General features: G+C 55.2%; 26 protein-coding genes. 13 read left to right on the plus strand and 13 right to left on the minus strand.

Annotated features, from left to right (window positions below; translation table 11 throughout):
* Positions 1–171 precede the first annotated feature (171 nt).
* On the minus strand, positions 172–813 hold the full coding sequence (gene purN / locus OQV00_RS06580) for a phosphoribosylglycinamide formyltransferase (protein ID WP_004866205.1): 642 nt from the start codon (positions 811–813) through the stop codon (positions 172–174).
* Complete coding sequence (gene purM / locus OQV00_RS06585; protein ID WP_004866203.1) at positions 810–1,847, minus strand: phosphoribosylformylglycinamidine cyclo-ligase; 1,038 nt, start codon at positions 1,845–1,847, stop codon at positions 810–812. Before purM ends, purN begins: the two co-directional genes overlap by 4 nt.
* A gap of 265 nt (positions 1,848–2,112) precedes the next feature.
* On the opposite strand from purM, the gene bglK reads away from it, so the two are divergent.
* The 5 genes from bglK (at position 2,113) to OQV00_RS06610 (ending at position 7,439) form a co-directional block, all read left to right on the plus strand.
* Positions 2,113–3,006, plus strand: coding sequence for a beta-glucoside kinase BglK (gene bglK, locus OQV00_RS06590; protein ID WP_004866201.1), 894 nt, complete (start codon positions 2,113–2,115; stop codon positions 3,004–3,006).
* 10 nt (positions 3,007–3,016) lie between these two features.
* Positions 3,017–4,447, plus strand: a complete 1,431-nt coding sequence (locus OQV00_RS06595; RefSeq protein WP_220668097.1) for a 6-phospho-beta-glucosidase — start codon at positions 3,017–3,019, stop codon at positions 4,445–4,447.
* Between the two features lie 183 nt (positions 4,448–4,630).
* Entirely contained in the window at positions 4,631–5,257 is a 627-nt protein-coding gene (gene upp, locus OQV00_RS06600) for a uracil phosphoribosyltransferase (RefSeq protein WP_004866196.1), read from the plus strand.
* 96 nt (positions 5,258–5,353) lie between these two features.
* Positions 5,354–6,643, plus strand: coding sequence for a uracil permease (uraA, locus tag OQV00_RS06605; protein ID WP_004866193.1), 1,290 nt, complete (start codon positions 5,354–5,356; stop codon positions 6,641–6,643).
* Positions 6,644–6,737: 94 nt separating this feature from the next.
* Positions 6,738–7,439, plus strand: a complete 702-nt coding sequence (locus OQV00_RS06610) for a DnaA inactivator Hda (protein WP_071824600.1) — start codon at positions 6,738–6,740, stop codon at positions 7,437–7,439.
* 89 nt (positions 7,440–7,528) lie between these two features.
* Here OQV00_RS06610 and arsC read toward each other — a convergent pair whose 3' ends face one another.
* Both arsC and bepA read right to left on the minus strand, forming a co-directional pair.
* The gene (gene arsC / locus OQV00_RS06615; protein WP_004866188.1) at positions 7,529–7,888 is read right to left on the minus strand and encodes an arsenate reductase (glutaredoxin); all 360 of its coding nucleotides are present in this window, start codon (positions 7,886–7,888) and stop codon (positions 7,529–7,531) included.
* A gap of 9 nt (positions 7,889–7,897) precedes the next feature.
* Positions 7,898–9,361, minus strand: a complete 1,464-nt coding sequence (gene bepA / locus OQV00_RS06620; RefSeq protein WP_004866184.1) for a beta-barrel assembly-enhancing protease — start codon at positions 9,359–9,361, stop codon at positions 7,898–7,900.
* Positions 9,362–9,587: 226 nt separating this feature from the next.
* On the opposite strand from bepA, the gene OQV00_RS06625 reads away from it, so the two are divergent.
* The gene (locus OQV00_RS06625; protein ID WP_004866181.1) at positions 9,588–10,655 is read left to right on the plus strand and encodes an AI-2E family transporter; all 1,068 of its coding nucleotides are present in this window, start codon (positions 9,588–9,590) and stop codon (positions 10,653–10,655) included.
* A gap of 80 nt (positions 10,656–10,735) precedes the next feature.
* Here the strand turns inward: OQV00_RS06625 and bcp are convergent, their stop codons facing one another.
* Positions 10,736–11,206, minus strand: a complete 471-nt coding sequence (gene bcp, locus OQV00_RS06630) for a thioredoxin-dependent thiol peroxidase (protein ID WP_004866178.1) — start codon at positions 11,204–11,206, stop codon at positions 10,736–10,738.
* 3 nt (positions 11,207–11,209) lie between these two features.
* Positions 11,210–11,779, minus strand: coding sequence for a glycine cleavage system transcriptional repressor (locus OQV00_RS06635; RefSeq protein ID WP_266280615.1), 570 nt, complete (start codon positions 11,777–11,779; stop codon positions 11,210–11,212).
* Between the two features lie 153 nt (positions 11,780–11,932).
* Between OQV00_RS06635 and dapA the strand changes: the two genes are divergently transcribed.
* The 6 genes from dapA (at position 11,933) to ypfH (ending at position 18,464) form a co-directional block, all read left to right on the plus strand.
* Complete coding sequence (gene dapA, locus OQV00_RS06640; RefSeq protein WP_015583724.1) at positions 11,933–12,811, plus strand: 4-hydroxy-tetrahydrodipicolinate synthase; 879 nt, start codon at positions 11,933–11,935, stop codon at positions 12,809–12,811.
* A gap of 16 nt (positions 12,812–12,827) precedes the next feature.
* Positions 12,828–13,862 (plus strand): outer membrane protein assembly factor BamC, encoded by a 1,035-nt coding sequence (gene bamC, locus OQV00_RS06645; protein WP_004866171.1) that lies wholly within the window; start codon positions 12,828–12,830, stop codon positions 13,860–13,862.
* A gap of 109 nt (positions 13,863–13,971) precedes the next feature.
* Positions 13,972–14,685, plus strand: a complete 714-nt coding sequence (gene purC / locus OQV00_RS06650) for a phosphoribosylaminoimidazolesuccinocarboxamide synthase (RefSeq protein ID WP_004866167.1) — start codon at positions 13,972–13,974, stop codon at positions 14,683–14,685.
* 121 nt (positions 14,686–14,806) lie between these two features.
* Positions 14,807–15,676 carry a KPN_02809 family neutral zinc metallopeptidase gene (gene ypfJ / locus OQV00_RS06655; protein ID WP_266199353.1) on the plus strand — a complete coding sequence of 290 codons (870 nt, stop codon included), beginning with the start codon at positions 14,807–14,809 and terminating at the stop codon, positions 15,674–15,676.
* Between the two features lie 12 nt (positions 15,677–15,688).
* Entirely contained in the window at positions 15,689–17,689 is a 2,001-nt protein-coding gene (locus OQV00_RS06660; protein WP_113990919.1) for a tRNA(Met) cytidine acetyltransferase TmcA, read from the plus strand.
* Positions 17,690–17,765: 76 nt separating this feature from the next.
* Positions 17,766–18,464, plus strand: a complete 699-nt coding sequence (ypfH, locus tag OQV00_RS06665; protein WP_004866158.1) for an esterase — start codon at positions 17,766–17,768, stop codon at positions 18,462–18,464.
* 49 nt (positions 18,465–18,513) lie between these two features.
* Here the strand turns inward: ypfH and OQV00_RS06670 are convergent, their stop codons facing one another.
* The 7 genes from OQV00_RS06670 to OQV00_RS06700 all read right to left on the minus strand — a co-directional run bounded on the left by OQV00_RS06670 (position 18,514) and on the right by OQV00_RS06700 (position 24,089).
* A complete protein-coding gene (locus OQV00_RS06670; protein WP_163980612.1) occupies positions 18,514–20,034 on the minus strand; it encodes a tripartite tricarboxylate transporter permease in 1,521 nt (506 codons plus the stop codon).
* A 29-nt stretch (positions 20,035–20,063) separates the two neighbouring features.
* Positions 20,064–20,498 carry a tripartite tricarboxylate transporter TctB family protein gene (locus tag OQV00_RS06675; RefSeq protein ID WP_048024157.1) on the minus strand — a complete coding sequence of 145 codons (435 nt, stop codon included), beginning with the start codon at positions 20,496–20,498 and terminating at the stop codon, positions 20,064–20,066.
* Between the two features lie 72 nt (positions 20,499–20,570).
* The gene (locus tag OQV00_RS06680; protein ID WP_048024156.1) at positions 20,571–21,506 is read right to left on the minus strand and encodes a tripartite tricarboxylate transporter substrate binding protein; all 936 of its coding nucleotides are present in this window, start codon (positions 21,504–21,506) and stop codon (positions 20,571–20,573) included.
* Positions 21,499–21,870 carry a carboxymuconolactone decarboxylase family protein gene (locus OQV00_RS06685; RefSeq protein ID WP_004866148.1) on the minus strand — a complete coding sequence of 124 codons (372 nt, stop codon included), beginning with the start codon at positions 21,868–21,870 and terminating at the stop codon, positions 21,499–21,501. Before OQV00_RS06685 ends, OQV00_RS06680 begins: the two co-directional genes overlap by 8 nt.
* Before the next feature lie 501 nt (positions 21,871–22,371).
* Entirely contained in the window at positions 22,372–22,572 is a 201-nt protein-coding gene (locus tag OQV00_RS06690; RefSeq protein ID WP_004866145.1) for a YpfN family protein, read from the minus strand.
* A 29-nt stretch (positions 22,573–22,601) separates the two neighbouring features.
* On the minus strand, positions 22,602–23,729 hold the full coding sequence (gene dapE / locus OQV00_RS06695) for a succinyl-diaminopimelate desuccinylase (RefSeq protein WP_004866142.1): 1,128 nt from the start codon (positions 23,727–23,729) through the stop codon (positions 22,602–22,604).
* A 3-nt stretch (positions 23,730–23,732) separates the two neighbouring features.
* Complete coding sequence (locus OQV00_RS06700; RefSeq protein ID WP_015583730.1) at positions 23,733–24,089, minus strand: ArsC family reductase; 357 nt, start codon at positions 24,087–24,089, stop codon at positions 23,733–23,735.
* Between the two features lie 408 nt (positions 24,090–24,497).
* On the opposite strand from OQV00_RS06700, the gene ypfM reads away from it, so the two are divergent.
* Positions 24,498–24,557, plus strand: a complete 60-nt coding sequence (ypfM, locus tag OQV00_RS06705) for a protein YpfM (protein ID WP_100181659.1) — start codon at positions 24,498–24,500, stop codon at positions 24,555–24,557.
* Positions 24,558–24,659: the final 102 nt, after the last annotated feature.

Genomic DNA, 24,659 nt, shown 5'->3' on the forward strand with positions numbered 1-24,659 from the left:
CTGCTGTGAACAAAAACGGTGGCGAGCAAGTGCCGATATTGTGTGCAAAACGAGGCTGTGCCTGGAGAGAAACCGGGCAAAAATCATCGCTGATTTAAACAAAACAGAGGGAAAGCGGCTGAGGCTGAACCGATAAAATGCGCCTCTGGCGAGTGCCGGAGGCGCTGATGATTATTCTTCGGCCGCATGGCCCTGCGGCGGCAGAGGAGCGTTGTCAAGCCAGGCCTGATTTCCCTCCATGCGCAGACGACCGTCCATAAACCAGCTCACCACCAGCGGGTAGATGGCATGTTCCTGTGTCTGCACGCGGGCGGTAATCTCGTCTTCGCTATCCCCGGCAAAAACCGGCACTTTGGCCTGCAGAATCACCGGACCACCGTCGAGCTCATCGGTGACGAAATGCACCGATGTACCGTGTTCCTCATCGCCGTTTTCCAGTACCTGGCGATGCGTATGCAGCCCCGGGTATTTTGGCAACAGCGATGGGTGGATATTCAGCAGGCGCCCCTGATAATGGGCGACAAACGCCGGGCTAAGGATCCGCATATAGCCTGCCAGCACCACCAGATCCGGCGCATAAGCATCGATCTCATGCATCAGCTCGCGATCGAAGGCTTCGCGATTGGCAAACTGGCTGGCCGATAACGCATGGGCCGGAATACCGGCCTCACGCGCGCGTTCAAGGCCGAACGCGTCGGCCTTATTGCTGAATACCGCTCTCAGGGTGCCGTTAATCTGCTTTCGGGCGCAGGCATCAATTATCGCCTGCAAATTGCTTCCGTTACCGGAAATCAGCACCACAATGTTTTTCATTCAATGACCACACGCTGTTCGGAATCAGAAGCTTTGATATAGCCGATTTTCCACGCGTTTTCACCTTTCTCGTTCAGCAGCGCGATGGCGCTGTCGGCGACTTCAGCCGGCAGGGCGATAACCATGCCGACGCCGCAGTTAAAGGTACGGTACATTTCATGGCTGCTGACGTTACCGGCCTGCTGCAACCAGTTGAAGACCTCTGGCCATTGCCAGGAGGACTCGTCGATGACCGCCTGGGTGTTATCCGGCAGAACGCGCGGAATGTTTTCCCAGAAGCCGCCGCCGGTCAGGTGGGCAATGGCGTGGACTTCAACGTTAGCAATCAGCTCCAGAACCGACTTAACGTAGATGCGGGTCGGCGCCAGCAGATGGTCGGCCAGCGGCGAACCATTCAAATCGGTCGTCTGCGGATCGACGCCGCTGACTTCGATAATTTTACGCACCAGCGAGTAGCCGTTGGAATGCGGACCGCTGGAGGCCAGCGCGACCAGCACGTCACCATCGGCAACTTTGCTACCATCGATAATTTCTGATTTTTCTACTACGCCGACGCAAAAGCCCGCGACGTCATAGTCATCGCCGTGGTACATGCCCGGCATTTCTGCCGTTTCGCCGCCAACCAGCGCACAGCCTGACTGCAGGCAGCCTTCCGCGATGCCGCTGATGACGCTGGCTGCCGTATCGACATCCAGTTTACCGGTTGCATAGTAGTCGAGGAAAAACAGGGGTTCTGCACCCTGGACCACCAGGTCATTGACGCACATCGCCACCAGGTCAATACCGATAGTATCGTGGCGCTTCAGGTCCATTGCCAGCCGCAGCTTGGTGCCGACGCCGTCAGTGCCGGAAACCAGAACCGGCTCGCGGTATTTTTGCGGCAATGCGCACAGTGCGCCGAATCCGCCCAGTCCACCCATCACTTCCGGGCGTCGGGTTTTCTTCACCACACCCTTGATACGGTCGACGAGCGCGTTGCCTGCATCAATATCTACGCCGGCATCTTTATAGCTGAGAGAGGTTTTATCGGTCACTGCGAAATCTCCACACATTTGCGGTAGCAAGAAAAATCGGCGCAATTCTAACAGGGAAAGCAAACGTTTGCGAGCCTGCTTTGCAGTCGGCGTTAATCGGCAGCGATATGAACAAATTTGAAGCGGTTCACGAAAATGAAACCGGGTACATTCTTGTGCTTGCCTCTGACATCGGGAATAGCCATCATGCCACTGAAACCGGTTTCTGTTTTTGTTCAAGAGAGCCGAAGGTAGATTCTGCGGGGATTCAGGAGGAAGAGACGGGATGAGCATTGCCGCATTTGATATCGGTGGAACGGCGTTGAAAATGGGCGTCAGCACCGCTGCAGGCGAACTGCGTGAAAAAGGCAAGCAGTCGATTATCGATAGCGATGGCGACCAGATACTGCAAGCGATGCTGGCGTGGATTGCCGCTCACCCGGCGTGTGAAGGCGTGGCGATCAGCGCGCCTGGCTATGTCAACCCGCACACCGGCTTTATCGAAATGGGCGGCGCAATCCGTAAGTTCGATAATTTCGCCATTAAGCGCTGGCTGGAGCAACAGACCGGGCTTCCCGTCGCCATCGAAAACGATGCTAACTGCGTCCTGCTCGCCGAGCGCTGGCGGGGCAAAGCCGCCGAGATGAGTGATTTTCTGGTCCTGACGATTGGCACCGGCATCGGCGGGGCGATCTTCTGTAATAACCGACTGGTGCACGGCGCCAGTTTTCGCGCCGGCGAATTCGGCTATATGCAGACCGATCGTCCGGGCACCCGCGATGTGCGCCGCTATTCGATGAATGAAAACTGCACGATGCGCGTATTGCGCCAGCGCTATGCCGACCATTTCGGCAAAACGCTGGAAGAGGTGACCGGGGAAGAGATATTCGATCGCTACGATACGGGCGACGTGACCTGCCAGCGGCTGGTGGCTGACTTTTTCAACGGTCTCGGTAGCGGTCTGTATAACCTGGTGAACATTTTTGATCCGCAGGCCATTTTCATCGGCGGCGGCATTGTGGAACGGCCGGGCTTTTTGGCGCTGCTGCGTGAACATCTGGCCTGGTTCGGTATCGCGGACTATCTCGACACCGTCAGCCACGGCAACGACGCCGGTTTGATGGGGGCGGTTTACCATTTTAATCAGCAAAACCGATCGCTTAACGGCGATCGCGCATAAGGAAGAGAACATGTCTGGATTTAAAGAAGGTTTTCTGTGGGGCGGCGCGGTGGCGGCGCATCAGCTGGAAGGTGGCTGGCAGGAAGGAGGTAAAGGCGTCAGCGTGGCTGATGTGATGACCGCCGGCGCACACGGCGTGCCGCGTGAAATCACCGATGGCGTACTGCCGGGGAAAAATTATCCCAACCATGAGGCGATTGATTTTTACCATCGTTATAAAGAAGACATTCAGCTGTTTGCTGAAATGGGATTCAAATGCTTCCGCACTTCGATTGCCTGGACTCGTATCTTCCCGCTGGGCGATGAGCGGGAGCCTAACGAAGCAGGGCTCCAGTTCTATGACGACCTGTTTGATGAATGCCTGAAGTACGGCATTGAACCGGTGATCACGCTCTCTCATTTCGAGATGCCTTACCATCTGGTGACCGAGTATGGCGGCTGGCGTAACCGTAAGCTGATCGATTTCTTCGTCCGCTTTGCGAAAGTGGTGTTCGATCGCTATCAGCACAAAGTGAAGTACTGGATGACCTTTAATGAGATCAACAACCAGGCTAACTTCCACGAAGATTTTGCCCCGTTTACCAACTCAGGTCTGAAGTATCTGCCGGATGAAGATCGCGAACCGGTGATGTATCAGGCGGCGCACTATGAGCTGGTGGCCAGCGCCCTGGCGGTAAAAGCTGCCCGCGAGATAAATCCCTCGCTGCAGGTGGGTTGCATGATTGCCATGTGCCCGATTTATCCGTTCTCCTGTTCCCCGAATGATATGATGATGGCAATGAACGCCATGCATCGCCGTTACTGGTTTACCGACGTTCATGTTCGCGGTAAGTACCCGCAGCATCTGCTGAACTACTTCGCGCGCCGCGGTTTTACGCTCGATATCACCGCAGAAGATCGTCAGGCGCTGGCCGAAGGCTGCGTCGACTATATTGGCTTTAGCTACTATATGTCGTTTGCCACGAAAGCGACCGATGATAACCCGCAGCTGGATTATGACGAGACCCAAAGCCTTGTCTCTAATCCGTACGTGCAGAAGTCAGACTGGGGCTGGCAGATTGACCCGGTGGGTCTGCGCTACTCCCTGAACTGGTTCTGGGATCATTACCAGCTGCCGCTGTTTATTGTTGAGAACGGCTTCGGGGCCATCGACGTGCGCGAAGCTGACGGCACGGTGAACGATCGTTACCGTATCGATTATCTCTCCGCGCATATTGCCGAGATGAAAAAAGCGGTGGTTGAGGACGGCGTTGACCTGATGGGCTATACCCCGTGGGGATGTATCGACCTCGTTTCCGCCGGTACCGGTGAAATGAAGAAACGCTACGGATTTATCTACGTCGATAAAGATAACGAAGGCAACGGAACGCTGGACCGCAGCCGGAAGCAATCTTTCTCCTGGTATCAACAGGTTATCAGCAGCAACGGCGAAACATTGTAAAACACCCCTCAAGTCTTGTGTGACCCCGCCTGTGCGGGGTTTTTTTATTTTGTTTTATACTGGCTCAGGCAGCGCAAAGCATTTTGGTTGATCCCGGTCAAACATATCGGCTATGGCGCAAATGGAAAAAAGCGGTATAATCCCGCGATTTTTTTTGTGGCTGCCCCTCAGAGGAGAAAGAGAATGAAGATTGTGGAAGTGAAACACCCGCTCGTCAAACACAAGCTGGGCCTGATGCGTGAGCACGACATCAGCACCAAACGCTTCCGTGAACTTGCCTCAGAGGTAGGTAGCTTGCTGACTTATGAAGCCACTGCCGATCTGGAGACAGAGAAAGTCACCATCGAGGGCTGGAATGGTCCGGTAGAAATCGAGCAGATCAAAGGGAAGAAAATCACCGTTGTGCCGATTCTGCGCGCCGGTCTGGGGATGATGGAAGGGGTTCTGGAGCACGTACCGAGCGCGCGTATCAGCGTGGTAGGGATCTATCGTGACGAAGAGACGCTGGAGCCGGTTCCTTATTTCCAGAAGCTGGTGTCGAATATCGACGAACGCATGGCGCTGGTGGTTGACCCGATGCTGGCAACCGGTGGTTCGATGATCGCCACTATCGACCTGCTGAAAAAAGCGGGCTGCTCCAGCATTAAGGTGCTGGTTCTGGTGGCGGCGCCGGAAGGGATTGCCGCGCTGGAGAAAGCGCATCCGGATGTTGAGATGTATACCGCATCCATTGACCAGGGCCTCAACGAGCACGGATACATTATTCCGGGGCTCGGCGATGCCGGCGATAAGATTTTTGGTACCAAGTGATTACATAGATAATAAGAAGCCGACTTTAAGAGTCGGCTTTTTTTTGAATAAAACAAACTCACAGCAACTAATAAACGACTCTTAGAGGAAAACGCTATGACGCGCCGCGCAATCGGGGTGAGTGAAAGACCGCCGCTTTTACAGACTATCCCACTGAGTTTGCAGCATCTGTTCGCTATGTTTGGCGCAACGGTTCTGGTGCCCGTTCTGTTTCACATCAACCCGGCTACCGTCCTGCTGTTTAACGGCATTGGGACATTGCTGTATCTTTTCATCTGTAAGGGAAAAATCCCGGCCTATCTCGGATCGAGCTTCGCATTTATATCCCCGGTGCTGCTGCTGCTGCCGCTGGGGTATGAGGTGGCGCTGGGTGGCTTCATTATGTGCGGCGCTCTGTTCTGCATCGTCTCCTTTATTGTCAAAAAAGCCGGCACCGGCTGGCTGGACGTGATGTTCCCGCCGGCGGCTATGGGGGCCATTGTCGCGGTTATCGGCCTCGAACTGGCGGGCGTCGCTGCCAATATGGCTGGCCTGCTGCCGGCTGACGGGCAATCGCCGGACAGCAAAACCATCATTATTTCGATGGTGACGCTGGCGGTGACGGTCTTCGGTTCGGTGCTGTTTCGCGGTTTCATGGCCATTATCCCGATTTTGATCGGCGTGCTGGTCGGCTACGCGCTCTCTTTCGTGATGGGCGTTGTCGACACTACGCCGATCGCCGAGGCGCACTGGTTTGCCCTGCCGACGTTCTACACCCCGCGCTTTGAATGGTTTGCTATCTTCACCATTCTGCCCGCTGCGCTGGTGGTGATTGCCGAGCACGTCGGCCACCTGGTGGTGACGGCGAATATCGTTAAAAAAGATCTGATCCGCGATCCCGGGCTGCATCGTTCGATGTTTGCTAACGGCCTGTCGACGATGATCTCCGGCTTCTTTGGTTCGACGCCCAACACCACTTATGGCGAGAACATCGGCGTTATGGCGATCACCCGTGTCTACAGTACCTGGGTTATCGGCGGCGCGGCAATCTTCGCGATTCTGCTCTCCTGCGTAGGGAAACTGGCGGCTGCGATTCAGATTATCCCGCTGCCGGTGATGGGCGGCGTTTCGCTGCTGCTGTACGGGGTGATTGGCGCCTCCGGTATTCGCGTCCTGATCGAATCGAAAGTGGACTACAACAAGGCGCAGAATTTGATTCTGACCTCCGTGATTCTGATCATTGGCGTCAGCGGCGCGAAAGTGCACATTGGTGCGGCGGAGCTGAAAGGCATGGCGCTGGCGACAATTGTCGGCGTGGGTCTGAGTCTGATTTTCAAACTGATCAGCGTCCTGCGTCCGGAAGAGGTTGTGCTGGATGCCGCCGACAGTGAAGAAGTAAAACATTGATCCTGCAACCGGGCGGCGATCCCGCCCGGTTCTCTCAAGGCATACTTCGTGATAAACTCATCGCGTTTTTCTGTAAGCCTATGATGAGGTCCATCTGAACGCACCGGCACAGCTCTCTCTGCCACTGTATCTTCCCGATGATGAAACTTTCGCGAGTTTTTGGCCGGGTGATAATCCTTCTCTTCTTGCTGCCTTACAGAATGTGTTGCGGCAGGAACATAGCGGGTACATCTATATCTGGTCACGCGAAGGGGCGGGGCGCAGTCACTTGTTACATGCCGCCTGTGCGGAGCTTTCCCAGCGCGGCGATGCGGTGGGCTATGTTCCACTGGATAAGCGTACGTGGTTTGTACCGGAAGTGCTCGATGGGATGGAGCAGCTTTCGCTGGTCTGTATTGACAATATCGAGTGCGTGGCCGGCGACGAGCCGTGGGAAATGGCCATTTTCAACCTCTATAACCGGATCCTCGAATCGGGTAAAACGCGTTTGCTGATTACCGGCGATTGTCCGCCGCGCCAGCTGAATCTCGGGTTGCCGGACCTGGCGTCGCGCCTCGACTGGGGGCAAATCTACAAGCTACAGCCGCTGTCGGACGAAGATAAGCTGCAGGCGCTACAGCTGCGCGCGCGTCTGCGGGGTTTTGAGATGCCGGAAGACGTCTGTCGTTTCTTGCTCAAACGGTTAGATCGTGAAATGCGCTCGCTGTTTATGACGCTCGATCAGCTCGATCACGCTTCGATTACCGCGCAACGTAAATTGACCATTCCTTTCGTGAAAGAGATCCTCAAGCTCTAGCCGGGCCGGATCTCTGCGATCTGCCCAATCCGCGCCCTTCGTCTTTCACCCGCTGCGCCATCACGGCAAACCGCAATGGCGCATCGGCATCAGTTGACGATTTCCAGAACCTGCTCCGGCGGTCGGCCGATCCGCGCCTGGCCATGGCTGACGACAATCGGGCGCTCCATCAACTTCGGATTATCGACGATGGCCTGAATCAGCGCCTCCTCGCTAAGCTGCGGGTCGGCGAGCTCCAGGGATTTATACAGATCCTCTTTCTGGCGCATCAGTTCGCGGGCGCTGACCATTCCGAGCATTTTTAACAGCTGGCGGAGCGTGTCTGCATCCGGCGGCGTCTCCAGGTAGAGCACGACTTCAGGATCGATACCGTTAGCCTTCAACAGGCTTAAGGTGTCGCGGCTCTTGGAGCAGCGGGGATTGTGATAGATTTTTACCGCGTCAGACATGTCGTCTCCTTACATTTTTTGATAGGGGCGGAATCGTTCCTGCAGCTGGCGCAGCTGGTCGATACGCGCATCGTAGCGCGCCTGCTGCAAACTGCCCAGTTTCACCTGCGAGCTGGCGCTGCTCAGCAGAGTAATCGCCTGATCGAGCTGGCCGACCAGCGCCATACCTTCTGCGCGTGCCGCCAGCTCCTGGTCACGATTGCCGAGGCTCGCTTCAGCCTGCGCCAGCAGATCCCAGCCGTTGCCGTCATCTTTGTAGCTAAAGGTGTACCGGTTGAGGATTTTCGCCGCTTCCGCCGCTTGTCCGCCCTGTAAGTATGCGTTGGCAAGGTTCAGCTGCAGAACCGGGTTGGTACGAATTTCGCGGGCATTTTTCAGGCGGTTAATCGCATCGGCCGTTTTCTTCTGTCCGAGATCGATATCGGTTGCCAGGTCGAGATACCAGGCGTTCTGCGGATCGGCGCTCAGCAGAGGCTGCAGCGTTTTGCGCGCCAGATCGTAATTATTGCTTCCCATGGCCAGCAGCGCTCGCCCGTACTGGGAGGCGTGCTGTTCGCGGATATTGCCTTTCGCCCACGCGTTCAGCAGATCGTCGCCAAGCTTATTTTCCCCTGAGTTATACATTCCCAGGGTTCTGGCCTTGGCGAGGTAAAAATCGGCGGAAGACTGAACAACCACAGGACGCATCTGGTTGGCGCGGTTGCGGGCGTCAGACAGACGGCTTTCCGGCAAGGGGTGAGTCAGCAGCATTTCCGGCGGACGGGTAGAGTAGCGCGACTGGTCGAGCAATTTGCCCATAAAGGCCGGCATCGCCTGCGGATCAAAACCGGAGCGCTGCAGCACCTGAATCCCGATGCGGTCAGCCTCTTCTTCGTTTTGCCGGGTAAAACTGATCATCCCCTGCTGGGTTCCCGCCAGCGTACCGGTGAGGGCCGCCATACCGGCCTGCGGGCTCGCCATCGCCAGCAGAATTGAGCCCAGCGCACCGACCCAGGTCAGCGGGGCGTTGCGCTTTTGGTCTTCCATTGCTCGCGCGAGGTGGCGCTGGGTGACGTGTGAGATTTCATGCGCCATTACCGATGCCAGCTCGCTTTCGGTATCTGAATAGCGGAACAGAGCGGAGTGCAGCACGACATTGCCACCGAAGAAAGCAAAGGCGTTTATCTGGTCGTTATTAATCAGGTAAAAGTGGAAAGGGGTGCGAACAGAGTTAGCGTGCGAGACCAGACGCATCCCTAATCCGTTAATATATTGCACCAGCAGAGGGTCGTTGATGAGCGGCGCGCTACCGCGTAGCTGGCGCACATAGTAATCCCCCATCTGCATTTCCTGGCCAATAGAGAGCGTGCTTCCCGCAGAGGTTCCCATATCGGGCAGGGTATCTGCGGAGTCAGCAAAAGCAGGCAAAATCGAACCCAGCGTCAGCGACGCTATGACGGTTGCCACCAGCGTTTTCTTTAACTGCCTGAACATAACCTCTGTCCTGTAATGTGGGTGTGCCAGTTTGACCGATTGGGCGGCGTAATGTTCCATTTCCGCGCGTCATGCGAGTTTAGCTGGCGTTGAGGCTATTGAAAATATGATATTCACGCCAGCGTCAATGTTTGTGGCTTTGCTAATAAAAGCGAAGTCTTTCAGGTGACATTTAGATACAATTCCCTCGGTTTTTTTGCCGCTACGCGCTTCAGGGAAGGGTTTTATGCTTGAGATGTTAATGCAGTGGTATCGTCGTCGGTTTAGCGATCCGGAAGCGATAGCGCTGCTGGTTATTTTGCTGGCCGGGTTCGGAATCATGTTCTTTTTCAGCGGCCTGCTGGCGCCATTGCTGGTTGCTATCGTGCTGGCTTATCTGCTGGAATGGCCAACCGTCAGGCTGGAGCGCGTAGGGCTTTCGCGAACCTGGGCAACCTCGTTCGTGTTGATTCTGTTCGTGGGCGTCTTGCTGCTGATGGCGTTTGTGGTGATGCCCGTTGCCTGGCAGCAGGGCATCTATCTGATTCGCGATATGCCGGGCATGCTCAATAAGCTGTCCGATTTTGCCGCCACGGTTCCGCGCCGTTACCCGGCGCTGATGGACGCCGGGATTATCGACGCCATGGCGGACAATATGCGTAACCGCGTGCTCACCGTCGGCGACTCGGTCGTCAAATACTCTCTGGCTTCGCTGGTCGGCTTACTGACTCTGGCGGTCTATCTGGTGCTGGTGCCGCTGATGGTGTTCTTCCTGCTAAAAGATAAAGAGCAGATGCTGAACGCCGTGCGCCGCGTGCTGCCGCGCAACCGCGGGCTGGCGGGGCAGGTATGGAAAGAGATGAACCAGCAGATTACCAACTATATCCGCGGTAAGGTGCTGGAGATGATTGTCGTCGGCGTGGCAACGTGGATTGGCTTTATCCTGTTCGATCTCAACTATTCGCTGCTGCTGGCGGTGCTGGTCGGGTTCTCGGTGCTGATTCCGTACATCGGCGCCTTCGTGGTGACCATTCCGGTCGTCGGCGTGGCGCTGTTCCAGTTTGGCGCAGGTCCGGAGTTCTGGAGCCTGTTTGCGGTATACCTGATTATTCAGGGGCTGGATGGTAACCTGCTGGTACCGGTGCTGTTTTCCGAAGCGGTCAACCTGCATCCGCTGGTGATTATCCTGTCGGTGGTTATCTTCGGTGGGCTGTGGGGATTCTGGGGAGTCTTCTTTGCGATTCCGCTGGCAACCCTTATCAAAGCGGTAGTGCATGCGTGGCCGGATGGCCTGGCGGTGGAAGAAGAGAAATAGTCTGTGGCCGGAAAACGCGGGGAAGAAAACGGACGCCGGGTCAGTGAATGGTGACCCGGCGTCCTGCGTCGGGTAGAACGTTAGCCGTTTTCTTTCAACCAGTTCAGCACCACATCGTGGTGATTGCTGGTTTTAAAGTTATCAAACACGTGTTCGACTTTGCCGTTGCTATCGATCAGGAAGCTAATGCGGTGAATACCGTCGTAGGTTTTCCCCATAAACGATTTTTCGCCCCAGACGCCAAACTGCTCGCATACCTGGTGATTTTCATCAGACAGCAGCGTGAAGTTCAGCAACTCTTTTTCGGCGAAACGGGAGAGTTTTTCCGGTTTATCAGTACTGATACCCAGGACTTCAACGCCCGCTTTTTTTAACTCATCCATATTATCGCGCAGGCCGCAGGCCTGAACGGTACAACCCGGGGTCATGGCTTTCGGGTAAAAATAAACCAGAACACGCTGTCCCTGGAAGTCGGTCAAATTTACTTCCTCGCCGTCCTGGTCCGGTAAGCTAAATTTCGGTGCAAGATCACCGGCTTTCAGTGGATTCATTACTCAAACTCCATCCTGTTCATCATGTTGTGAATAATTAACGATGTTAATACTGCCTTGTGCGTTCAGTTCTGTACATAGGGCTTTGAACGCTTGTTCGATATTTGATGCATTTTGTGTTGCAGGGCTGTGTGCGGTTATCTTAATGAACAACTGCGCTGAATCGTCATCACCGCTGACCTGGGTCCGAGAAACCAGTTCGGCGATGTTCATATTCCACGCGTCAAACAGGGCAGTGAAACGCTCGATAATGTGCGGCGAGTCCGGTACCTCAACCTGGACCCAGACGGTGTTTGGCATGGCCTGAGGAGGCCGCGCGGTCGTCCGCTTCATCACGATCAGCAAATCCAGCTCAGCACCTTTCAGCGGCAGGGTCGATTCGATCAGCGTAATCGCGTTCCATGAACCTGAAAGCAGCATGATAAACGTAAACTCGTCACCAAGCATGGCCAGCCGGCTGTCTTCGATATTACAGCCGCAGCTGCTGACGTGGCGGGTGATGGTGTTCACGATGCCGGGACGGTCAGCGCCCAAAGCGGTAATAACCAGATAGTGTTGTAATGAGGCGGTCAAACCTGTTCTTCCTTTAAAAAGGTGAGGTAACATTAGGAAAGCATAAAAAAAACCGGCATACAACATCCCTGATGGCATCGGGTCTCTTGCTTTTATTACGGCACCAAACGTAACATTGAGAATCTTGTCGCACTTCAGCTCTGAGGATGGCCCATGTTCACGGGAAGTATTGTAGCGCTTGTCACGCCGATGGATGAAAACGGTAATGTCTGCCGGTCAAGCCTGAAAAAACTGATTGATTACCATGTCGCCAGCGGAACCTCGGCGATCGTTTCGGTAGGGACTACCGGAGAATCCGCGACCCTGAGCCATGAAGAACATGGCGATGTCGTGATGATGACGCTTGAACTTGCTGACGGGCGTATCCCGGTCATCGCAGGTACCGGTGCAAATGCAACCGCAGAGGCGATTAGCCTGACCAAACGTTTTAACAATAGCGGTGTTGTCGGTTGCCTGACGGTCACTCCTTATTACAATCGTCCGACCCAGGAAGGGCTGTTCCAACACTTTAAAGCCATCGCAGAACACACCGACCTGCCGCAAATTCTGTATAATGTGCCGTCCCGTACCGGTTGCGACATGCTGCCGGAAACCGTCGGTCGCCTGGCGGAAGTAAAAAATATTATTGGTATTAAGGAAGCGACGGGGAACTTAAGTCGTGTTCATCAGATCAAAGAGCTGGTTTCAGATGACTTTATTCTGTTGAGCGGCGATGATGCCACCGGAATGGACTTTATGCAGCTCGGCGGTCAGGGCGTGATTTCCGTAACGGCGAACGTTGCGGCTCGCGAAATGGCGGATATGTGCCGACTGGCTGTAGAAGGCCAATTTGCGCAAGCTCGTGCAATTAACCAACGTCTGATGCCATTGCATACAAAATTATTTGTCGAACCCAACCCGATCCCCGTGAAATGGGCATGTAAGGCGTTGGGTCTTGTGGCAACCGATACGCTGCGCCTGCCGATGACGCCGATTACCGAACAGGGTACTCAGGCCGTTACCGCAGCGCTGAAGCATGCCGGTTTGCTGTAAAGTTTAGGGAGATTTGATGGCTTACTCAGTACAGAAGTCGCGCCTGACGAAGGTTGCGGGTGTTTCATTGGTCCTGCTTCTCGCGGCCTGTAGTTCCGACTCACGCTACAAACGTCAGGTGGGAGGCGATGAGGTCTATCTGCAAGCTACGCCGCTCAGTGAACTTCACGCACCTGCTGGCATGATTCTGCCGGTTCAGGTTGGTGATTATAATATTCCGGTTGCGACCAGCAAAGGCGCAGTGGGCAAAGCTCTGGACATCCGCCCACCGGCTCAGCCTCTGGCACTGGTGAGCGGCGCTCGTACTCAGTTCAATGGCGATACCGCCACGCTGATGGTCGAGAACGGTCGTAGCGGTTCGCTGTGGGCGCAGGTAGCCAGCATCATACAGTCTAAGAACTATGTCATCACCAAACGTGACGATGCCAGCCAGACGCTGAATACCGACTGGGTTGAATGGAATCGCCTCGATGAAGACCAGCAGTATCGTGGTCGCTATCAAATCTCAGTGAAACCTCAGGGTTATCAGCAGGCGGTTATCGTGAAGCTGGTGAATCTTGAGCAGGCCGGGAAACCGGTATCCGATCCGGCTTCTCTGCAACGCTATAGCACGTCGATGCTGAACGTCATTTCCGAAGGTCTGGATATGAACGCCACCAGCGCACAGAATGCGGCGCAGAAAAATGCTGGCGCGACCTTCGATGTGCAGAGTGCTGCCGACGATACGGGTCTGCCAATGCTGGTTGTTCGCGCACCGTTCAACATGGTGTGGCAACGTCTGCCGGGCGCACTGGAAAAAGTGGGCATGAAGGTGACGGATAGCACCCGCTCACAAGGCAGCATGGCGCTGACCTACAAGCCGCTGTCTGACAGCAGCTGGCAGGCGCTGGGCGCCAGCGATCCGCAGCTGGTTTCCGGTGACTACAAACTGCAGGTCGGCGATCTCGATAACCGCAGCAGTCTGCAGTTCATCGATCCGAAAGGCCATACGTTGACGCAGTCGCAGAATGACGCCCTGGTAGCCGTATTCCAGGCCGCATTCAGTAAGTAATAAACAGGGCTGGAGCAATCCAGCCCTTTTTCATGTATAGTGACGCAAACGTGTGCGTCGGCAGAAAAGCGCAATATTTATCGTCTATATCTTCACTGGAGTGACAAAGATGCAAAAGCAAGCTGAGTTGTATCGTGGTAAAGCGAAAACCGTTTACAGCACGGAGAATCCGGATCTGCTGGTACTCGAATTCCGTAACGATACTTCAGCAGGGGATGGCGCGCGCATTGAGCAGTTCGATCGTAAAGGCATGGTGAACAACAAATTTAACCATTTCATTATGAGCAAACTGGAAGAAGCCGGTATCCCGACTCAGATGGAAGCGTTGCTCTCCGATACCGAATGTCTGGTAAAAAAACTGGAGATGGTTCCGGTGGAGTGCGTAGTCCGTAACCGCGCCGCCGGTTCTCTGGTTAAGCGTCTGGGTATTGAAGAAGGGATTGAACTCAATCCGCCGCTGTTTGACCTGTTCCTGAAAAATGATGCGATGCACGATCCGATGGTCAACGAGTCTTACTGCGAGACTTTTGGCTGGGTAAGCAAAAAGAACCTCGCGCGCATGCAGGAACTGACTTTCAAAGCCAACGACGTATTGAAAAAGCTGTTTGATGATGCCGGCCTGATCCTGGTCGATTTCAAGCTTGAGTTTGGTCTGTTCAAGGGCGAAGTGGTGCTGGGCGATGAGTTCTCGCCAGATGGCAGCCGTCTGTGGGATAAAAATACCCTCGATAAAATGGACAAAGACCGCTTCCGCCAGAGCCTCGGTGGCCTGATTGAGGCCTACGAAGAAGTGGCCCATCGCCTTGGTGTTAAGCTCGACTAATCCTCCTCTCGCCAGAAGGTCGCTCTACCTTCTGGCGCTCTCCTTGTTGTTTCCAGTGGTAATCCTGCGCCGAACCGCCTACGATCTCTCATATTCGAGAATTTGATGGATTGAGGTGCCTATGCGCTGGCAAGGACGTCGCGAAAGCGACAATGTAGAAGATCGACGTAATGATTCCGGCTCCCCCCTGGGCGGTGGCGGCGGTTTCCGTCTTCCCAGCGGGAAGGGCGGTATCGTCCTGCTGATTATCGTGCTGGTTGCGGGCTATTACGGCGTGGATTTGACCGGCATGCTGACCGGGGAGCCCGTTTCACAGCAGCAAACCACCACCCAACGCTCCATCAGCCCGCAGGAAGAGCAGGCCGCGAAGTTCACTAAGGTGATCCTTGCGGATACCGAAGACACCTGGGGCGCCATCTTCCAAAAAATGGGCCGTCAGTACCCGCAGCCGAAGCTGGTGCTCTATCGCGGCGCCACCCGGACCGGCTGCGGTACCGGCCAGTCCGTTATGGGGCCGTTCTACTGCCCGGCCGATAGCACGGTCTACATCGATCTCTCGTTCTACGATGAGATGAAAAACAAGCTCGGCGCGGACGGCGATTTTGCACAGGCCTACGTGATTGCTCATGAAGTCGGGCATCACGTGCAGAAGCTGCTGGGTATTGAATCCAAAGTGCGTCAGCTGCAGCAGCACGCGTCGCAGGCTGAAGCGAATCGCCTGTCGGTGAAAATGGAGCTGCAGGCCGACTGCTTTGCCGGCGTGTGGGGTCACAGCATGCAGAATCAGGATGTTATGGAAACCGGCGATCTGCAGGAAGCGCTGAATGCCGCAGAGGCCATCGGCGACGATCGCCTGCAACAGCAAAGCCAGGGACGCGTGGTCCCGGACAGCTTTACCCACGGTACTTCGCAGCAGCGCTATACCTGGTTTAAGCGCGGGTTTGACAGCGGAGACCCGGCGCAGTGCAATACATTTGGTAATGCGCTCTGACTGCCGCTGTAAATGGATCAATTACTTAACCTGACGGCGCGGATGGCGCAGCAGGGCATTCGTCGTCTGCTGGTACTCAGCGGCGACGATGCGTGGAGTCTGGAGCAGGCGCTGCTGCTGCGTAAACGGCTGGCCGGCGATGGTCTGTGGGTGGGGCCGCAGCCTATGGAAGCGCCCTGTATCTCGCCGGAGGCCCTCAAATCTCTCCTCGGGCGCGAGTACCGCCACGCCTTCTTTGATGCCCGCAGCGGCTTCGACGCGGCGGCTTTTGCCGCCTTGAGCGGGACATTGAAAGCGGGAAGCTGGCTGATCCTGCTGACCCCCTCTTTCACCCGTTGGCCAACGCGGCCAGATGCGGACTCTCTGCGCTGGAGCGACGCGCCGGAGCCTATTCCCACTCCCCATTTTGTCCACCGTTTTTGTCAGCGGGTCTGCGCGAATCCTGAGGCGATCGTCTGGCGTCAGAATGAACCGCTGACGCTACCGGAGGAGGTGCCACGACCGCGCTGGCATCCGGCTGATGGCCATCCTCAGGCCGGACAGGCCGCTATTCTGGCCAGTCTGAGCACACTCCCTGCGGGCATTGCCGTGGTTACCGCCGAGCGCGGACGCGGAAAATCCGCGCTGGCGGGAATGTTGATACGTCAGCTGGCGGGCGATGCCATCGTTACCGCCCCGGCGCGCGGCGCGACCGAGGTGATGGCGGCGTTCGCCGGTGAAGGTTTTCGCTTTATAGCGCCGGATGCGTTGCTGGCTGGCGATATGCGAGCGTCATGGCTGATCGTTGATGAAGCGGCCGCCATTCCCGGGCCGCTGCTTCGCCAGCTGGTCACCCGTTTTCCTCGCACCTTACTGACCACGACCGTGCAGGGCTATGAAGGGACCGGCCGCGGTTTTCTGCTCAAGTTTTGCGCCAGCTTCCCCCATTTGCGCCAGTTTAGTCTGCTTGATCCTATCCGCTGGGCCGCAGGCTGTCCGCTGGAAGCAGTGGTCAGTGAATTACTCTTGTTTGGTGATGAAAGCTTTACGCAATCTCCAGCGGGGGAGGTGACGTTTGAGGCGGTGAGTCAGGACAGCTGGCGGCAGCAGGACGGGCTGGCCGAGGCGATGTATCAGCTCCTTTCCGGCGCGCATTACCGCACATCGCCGCTGGATTTACGGCGGATGATGGATGCGCCGGGCCAGCATTTTACCTGCGCCCGCACCAGCAACGGCGTGGCCGGTGCGCTATGGCGGGTGGCGGAGGGAGGGCTTGATCCCGCGCTCAGTCGGGCGGTATGGGCCGGTTTTCGCCGCCCGCGCGGTAATCTGGTGGCGCAGTCGCTGGCGGCTCACGGCGGAAGTCCGCTGGCGGCCACGCTATTGGGGCAGCGAATCACTCGTATCGCCGTGCACCCGACCCGCCAGCGCGAGGGGCTTGGTCAGGCTCTGGTTGCCCGGGCGGTAGCGCAAAGCCACGGCCTCGATTATCTATCGGTCAGCTTTGGCTATACGCCAGAACTAGGGCGCTTCTGGCAGCGCTGCGGTTTTACGCTGGTGCGTTTAGGTACCCATCGTGAGGCAAGTAGCGGGTGCTACACGGCGATGGCACTTCATCCGTTAACTTCGGCGGGGCACGAACTGGTTTTACGGGAGTCGCAGCGTCTGGCGCGCGATGAGTTCTGGCTGTGGGAGTGGCGGGAAGCGTTATTCCCGCGGCCGGTAGCGCCAGCAGCTATGCTTACGGATGACGACTGGCTGGATGTGGCGGGCTTTGCGTTTGCCCATCGTCCGCTGCTGGCGGTGGTTGGCAGCCTGAACCGCCTGCTGCTACACACCGGGCTGCCGCTTCCGGCGCTTCGCGCCCGCCTGCAACGCCAGGACGAAGCGGAGATTTGCACCGGGCTGCGTCTGTCCGGACGCAAAGCGCTGCTGGCCAGGCTGCGCGAAGAAGCGGGACTGGCGCTGCTGAACCTCGACGCATCGCGGGCGGAGAGGCTGCGTCAGCAGGTCGGGGAACTGCAATTTTTTTAACTAACTCATTCAGTTAAATGTCATGGTCATATTCCGCGCGCGGCGTAAACTGCCCACGTAAACTAAGGAGACAGCCATGAAACACGACCATTTTATTGTACAAAGCCCTGCGACACCTGCCCAACAGCTGCTGTTGCTGTTTCATGGCGTCGGCGATAACCCGGTTGCAATGGGGCAAATCGGCAGTCTGTTTGCGCCGCAGTTCCCGGATGCGCTGATCGTCAGCATCGGTGGCGCGGAACCTTGCGGTCCGCCGCCGGGCCGTCAGTGGTTTTCGGTTCAGGGGGTGACGGAGGAAAATCGCCAGTCGCGTATTGATGCCATTATGCCGACCTTTATTGAGACCGTTCGCTACTGGCAGAAACAGAGCGGCGTCGGTCCGCGGGCGACGGCGCTGATTGGTTTCTCGCAGGGGGCGATTATGTCTCTGGAGAGTATCAAAGCTGAGCCGGGGCTGGCATCGCGGGTGATCGCCTTTAACGGACGGTATGCGACGCTTCCGCAGTCGGCGACTACCGCGACAACCATCCATCTGATTCACGGCGGCGAGGATCGCGTTATCGACCTGGCGTGGGCGGTTTCGGCCCAGGAGGCGCTTCAGCAGGCGGGCGGCGACGTGACGCTGGATATTGTCGAGGATCTGGGGCACGCGATTGACGATCGCAGCATGCAGTTTGCCCTTGAGCGCCTGCGCTATACCGTGCCGAAGCACTATTTTGACGAAGCGTTGAGCGGCAGTACGCCGAAAGACGATGATATTATAGAACTACTCTGACAGTGCGCCCCGGTGCTGTCGTGGCATCGGGGCTCAGGCAGAGCCTTCCCTATTCCCCGGCGCTTCTTCTGCCATTGCGAAGACTTTTTGCCGAATACGAGACCAGCTTTTTAGCCATTATCAGAAGGCTCAGAAGAATCAGTATGCAGGCCAGAGGTCGGGTCAACAGCGGCGCAAGCGTACCTTCGCCCATCATCACGGTTTGCTGCATATACAGCTCAAGCTGTGGCCCCAGTACCAGGCCAATAATTAACGAAACGACAGAAAGGTTCAGTACCTTCATCCCGTAGCCAAGGAACATAAACAAAATGGCGATGACGATCGCGGTAAAACTGCTGTCCATGACGCAAATCCCGCTAAAGCACAGGAAAATGATCATCGGGAAGAGGAGTTTGCGCGGGGAAGAGAGCAGGCGAATAAAGAAAAATAACCCGATGTAACCCACAATCAAATTAAAGAGATTGCCTAGCATCATGGTGCTGTAAATGGCGTAAACGGTTTCAGTATGCTGTTCGAACATCAGCGGGCCGGGTGTGATGCCGTGCAGAATGAACGCACCAATCAACAGGGCTGAAATGAGGCTGCCGGGAATACCCAGGGTAAACAGCGGTATCAGGCTGGCGCAGATCACGGCGTTATTTGCGGCTTCCGGGGCTACCACGCCTTCGCTACGTCCTTTGCCAAAAGTATCCGGATCTTTGGCGCGTTTTTTTTCCACGCCGTAGCTTAGAAAGGCGGAAACGGTCCCTCCGATGCCCGGAACAATACCGACAATCACGCCAACCAGCGAACCGCGAATCAGCGCGGGCAGTAAGCGGAAAAACTCAACGAATCCCAACCGATCTGCCTGCATATCGCCAGGCGGTAAATTGTGGGGCTGAACCTGCGCTTTATGCCGATCGTACTCCGCCATTTGTCGGGATATCTCCGTCAGCGCCAGAATCCCGATAACGGCAGGGGCCAGCGGTATTCCGTTTTCCAACGGGTAGTAACCGAACGTCAGGCGAGGAAGAGAAGAGACAGGATCCAGTCCGATGGTGCTAAGCAGCAGGCCGAAAGCTGTCGCCAGTATGCCTTTCCAGATATTGTCGGAATCAAGATCGGCTATCAGGATCAATGTGAAGATAATCAGTGCGCAGAGCTCCGCCGGCCCCAGTTGAATCGCCAGGCTGGCAAGGGGGAGCGCGATAAGAATAAGTATCAAGGTGGAAAAAAAATCGCCAAATGCCGAGGCAAATAAAGACAGCTTGAGCGCTTTTATTCCCTTGCCCTGACAATGCATGGGATAACCATCAAAGCAGGTAGCCGCCGCATCAGGCGAGCCGGGGACGTTTAAGATAATAGCGGAAACCGAGCCGCCAAAAGCCGCCCCTTTGTTGATACCAACAAGAAAACCCATTGCGCCCACCGCGGGCATATAGTAGGTCAGCGGTACGGCAATCGCGATAGCCATTACGGCATTCAGGCCTGGGATCGCACCAATGATATTTCCCAGCGCGACACCGGCGACAATATAAAGCAGATTATCGATAGATATACTGGTGAGGAGTGCGGAAACAATGAGTTCCATTTTTGATTTCCTGTGTTTTCCATGGACCACTATGGCAGCGCCATACCCAGCAGGCGCGTGCAGGCCAACCATAAAAGTGGCGGAGGTAACAGCGAAAGTAATAACAGAATGCTCCAGCGTCGTTGCCCCATTACCCATTGTAAAATAAACAATATTCCCATACCTGCGACGATAAAACCAAAGAAGTAGAGCGCCCATGCATAGAGGAGTATTGCGATCTGGATCGGTAATATATTTCGCCACGCGTGAGGGAACTGAAATATTTTGGTTTGCCGATGTCTGGCTTGAATAAATAACGCCAGCGAAGCGAACGCCATTACGCCGCTATAGATACAGGGGAGTCGCGAGGAGGGCATGCCATACGTGTTAGCGCCCGAATCCTCCTGGAAAATAAGCATTGACAGAATGAGCAGGGATACGACAAGGCACAGGAGATATGCAACAGTTTGAATGCGATCTTTCATGTTTTCCTCGCTCTCTGTTTATACGTATGGGAAATAATTTGTTATCCCGTCCCCCTTCTGTGCGCATAGCGTTTACTGCAATGTGTCGAATAAGGTCCGCATTTTAGATTGTTGCCCGACGATGAGGCTGGAGGCATCTTTCATCAGATGAACATCAATATTCATAAAAAGCTTATCTTCAATCAGAGATCGAATATGTTCGTCGCGCATGATGTCGGCAAATGCTGAGGAGAGATGTTCTGTAATAGCCTGCGGTACGCCAGCGGGAAGTACGACGATAAAAAAGGTATTAATGGCGATATCCCACCCTTGTTCTTTTAACGTCGGCACATCAGGGGCAATAGATTGACGTTGGTCGGTGAGCGAGGCCAGGACTTTCATTTTCCCTGAACTGACATATTGCGTATGCATTGTCGCGCTGTAAGCGAAATCAACGTGGCCGCCCAGCAGTTTTGGGATCATTTCGCCGCCGCCTCGGGTTGGCAGCGCGGCAATTTTGTTGCCAGTCTGACGGGCCAGCCAGTTAATAATGAGCTGATCTACCGGGCTTTGAGAGGCGAACAGTAGCGTTTTCTGTTCGTTACGAGCCGAGTCGAGCATCTGCGACAGCGAGTTCCATGGCGTATCGGCTCTGGCAATGAGCGCGTCCGGAGAGCGATAGAGTACGGCCAGGAGAGTAAAGTCTTCGGCCCGATAATGCGTGCTTATCAGCGGCTGATAACTTAACGTCCAGGAAGGCACCAGGGCGAGGGTATACCCATCCGGCTGTGCATTTTTTAGCGCCATCATGGCTATAGCGCCTCCCGCGCCGGCGCGATTGCTGACCAACACGGGCTGGCCCAGAAGCGGGGAGAGCCGCTCGGCGAGGGCTCTGGCGACGATATCCATACCGCCACCCGCAGCGGCACCCACTTCAATTTTCACCGGTGCCGTGGGAAAGTGTTGGGCAGAGAGTATCCGCGGAGAAAAAACACACAGTCCGATAAGCAGCAGCAGGCATTTACTCATTTCCAGCCCCCTGTCCTGTAGTGATACGGAGACTGAAGTAGTCAAATGCCTCCAGCGCTGAGTTGGCATAGGTGAGTGAGAGTCCTCCGCTCATGCTGATACAAATACCGGCGACTTCGGCGATTTCTTGCCGGCTGGCGCCGCATTCTGCCAGCTTACGAGCGTGTCGAGCGATACAGGGATCGCAGTGGGTGGAAATGGCAATACCCAGCGCAATAAGCAGCCTGGATTGATGAGGAATCGCGCCTTCACCTTTGGCTGATTTCGCCATGTCCTGAAAAGGTTGCAGCACAGCAGGGAGCGCCTGTTCCAGCATCTCCGCACTATGCGCGACGCTGGCATCGAGTTGTTGATAATCCTTCATGATGTTTAAATATCCCGAGTATTTGCGGTATAGAATTGGGGCAAGAGATTGACGATATATCCCGTGGGGACCTGGCTAATATGGCATTATTTTTTATTGGCCGATGCGGGTGAGATCATTGTTTTAATATTCCACGGCGAATGCGGTGTGCTGAGGGCGTTTATATATATGTCGTGTGAATATATTTATTCTTATTTATATTAAATTATGGTTTTCCATAGGTAATTTCAGCGGGTACGCAGGGGGAAATAAAATATTGCCTGATAACGAATGAGCGTCGCGGTTTTTTCATTGACGATGGGGTTGGGAATGATTCTGGCGTGCCGGGCAATCGTCGGGAATGAACGTTGCGCAAGGCAGTCTAACGACGAAAGGTGAGATTTCTGAGCGCACCCTGCGGGTATATGATTTCGCGAAGTTGGTGACCCGACTAAGGCGCATCGCCGTAAGCTCGACAAATCCCCGGTAGCGTTGCGCTAACCGGGGAGCGGGAGCGAAATCTTACTTCTTCGGCTGGTCGTGCTTCGGCCAGTCGTCGTCATCGTCCCACTTATCGTTACAATCACGATGGGGCGGCAGTTCCGGCTTATTGGCGAGAAACTTTTTGTGGTCAACGCGATTAAGATCCTTAATGACGTTAATCATGACGCCCACCAAAAATACCAGCACCAGAATCCACCAGTGGTTGATTAGCCATTCCATGTGCGCTTCCTCTTTTCAGGTCGAGGTCGTCAGGCGACCAGTTGTTCCATGATGCGTTGATACATCCGCGCCAGCAGCTGCAGGTCGGCGGCGTTAACACATTCATTGATTTTGTGAATTGTCGCATTCACCGGTCCCAGCTCAACCACCTGCGCACCCATGCGAGCGATAAAGCGACCGTCAGAGGTGCCGCCGTTGGTTAGCAGCTGGGGTTTGATCTCATTATAGTGCTCAATGGCGTTCACCACCGCTTCGACCAGCTTGCCACGGCTGGTGAGGAACGGTTGGCCAGACAGCCACCAGTCAAGGGTATAGCGCAGCTGATATTTATCCAGCAGCTCGACGACGCGGGCTTTAATCATTTCGTCGGTCAGTTCAGTGCTAAAACGGAAGTTGAACTGAACATACATGTCGCCGGGGATCACATTATTGCTCCCGGTACCCGCCTGCACGTTGGCTATCTGCATGCTGGTGGGGGGGAAGAATTCATTGCCTTTATCCCACTCGATTGCTACCAGCTCCGTCAGCATAGGGGCCGCGCGGTGCACCGGGTTATCGGCGAGATGCGGGTAAGCAACATGGCCCTGCACGCCGTGAATGGTCAGGTTGCAGGTGAGTGAGCCACGACGACCGTTTTTGACCACGTCACCGACGACTTCGGTGCTTGACGGTTCGCCGACCAGGCAGTAGTCCAGGCGCTCGTTGCGGGCCATCAGCGCTTCGACCACTTTCACCGTTCCGTTGTGCGCGCTGGCCTCTTCATCAGAGGTGATCAAAAAGGCCAGACGACCTTTATGATTCGGGTACTGGGCGACAAAGCGCTCGGCGGCAACCACCATCGCGGCCAGCGAGCCTTTCATATCTGCCGCGCCGCGGCCGAACAGCATGCCGTCGCGGATGGTGGGTTCGAAAGGCGGGTTAATCCAACGGTCAGCATCACCGGCCGGAACAACGTCGGTATGGCCGGCAAAGGCCAGCGTTTCACCGCGCCCGCGCCAGGCCCAGAAATTTTGCGTATCGCCGAAATCCATCGGTTCCACGGTAAAGCCAATCGCACGCAGGCGTTCAATCATTAACGCCTGGCATCCCGCATCATCGGGGCTGAGGGAAGGGCGGCGAATAAGCTGCTGAGCCAGCTCAATGACCGGGCAAGACATAGACTATACCTCGTTAACAAGCTTCTTATAAGTGAGTTCACTGAAACCCAGCAGCATAGGCTGCCCGGGCGCGCAGAGCAATGGGCGTTTGATAATTGCCGGCATTTCCAGCATCAGCGCGGCGGCGGCATCGGCGTTATTGATACCGGCACGCACGGTTTCATCCAGTTTCCGCCAGGTTGTCCCGCGCGTGTTGAGCAGTGCTTCCCAGCCCAGCTCAGCGATAAAGGTGTTTAATAACTCGCGATCCAGGCCATCGGCACGATAATCATGGAACTGATAGGCAATGTGATTAGCTTCCAGCCAGCGGCGGGCCTTTTTAATGGTGTCGCAGTTTTTGATTCCGTACATAGTCAGCATAATGAAACCTTTTCTTTTACGTTGATTTACGCGATTAACTCAGAAATATCCGAATACACAAGCCGGTATAAAATAATACGTGAACCGCGTGAATAAATATCCTTTTTTACCCTCTATGTATGCACTGGGCGAATATTAACCAGTCCGCTAACGATAACCTGGAAATCGTTCGCCGGCGGGGGATAAAAGAGCAGGATATCGGCAGGGGAAATTATCTGAAAACAGGCTTAATGTTGCGAAATGTTGCTATGCATCACATTAAATTTCCACTCCCAGGCTCATAGTACCAGCAAATCAGAGAGATGATGGCGTAGAAGGGGTTACCAGCAATCGCAGCGATAACCTTAGTGCACTTCCTTTCCCAAACCGATTTGCATAGAATCACCCATAATAATAAGAGAGGCTATTATGATTGAACATGAACTAGGGAACTGGAAAGATTTTATTGAAGGTATGCTTCGTAAATAAAATCCTCAATGTGAGCAGGGTAATCGTACGGCTAAAATAATAGCCCGGCGGCTGTAAGCAGATAAAAAAGGCGACTATAACAGTCGCCTTTTTGTTATTTCC

Source organism: Klebsiella sp. DY2415, assembly GCF_026314315.1.
Lineage (GTDB): Bacteria > Pseudomonadota > Gammaproteobacteria > Enterobacterales > Enterobacteriaceae > Klebsiella > Klebsiella ornithinolytica.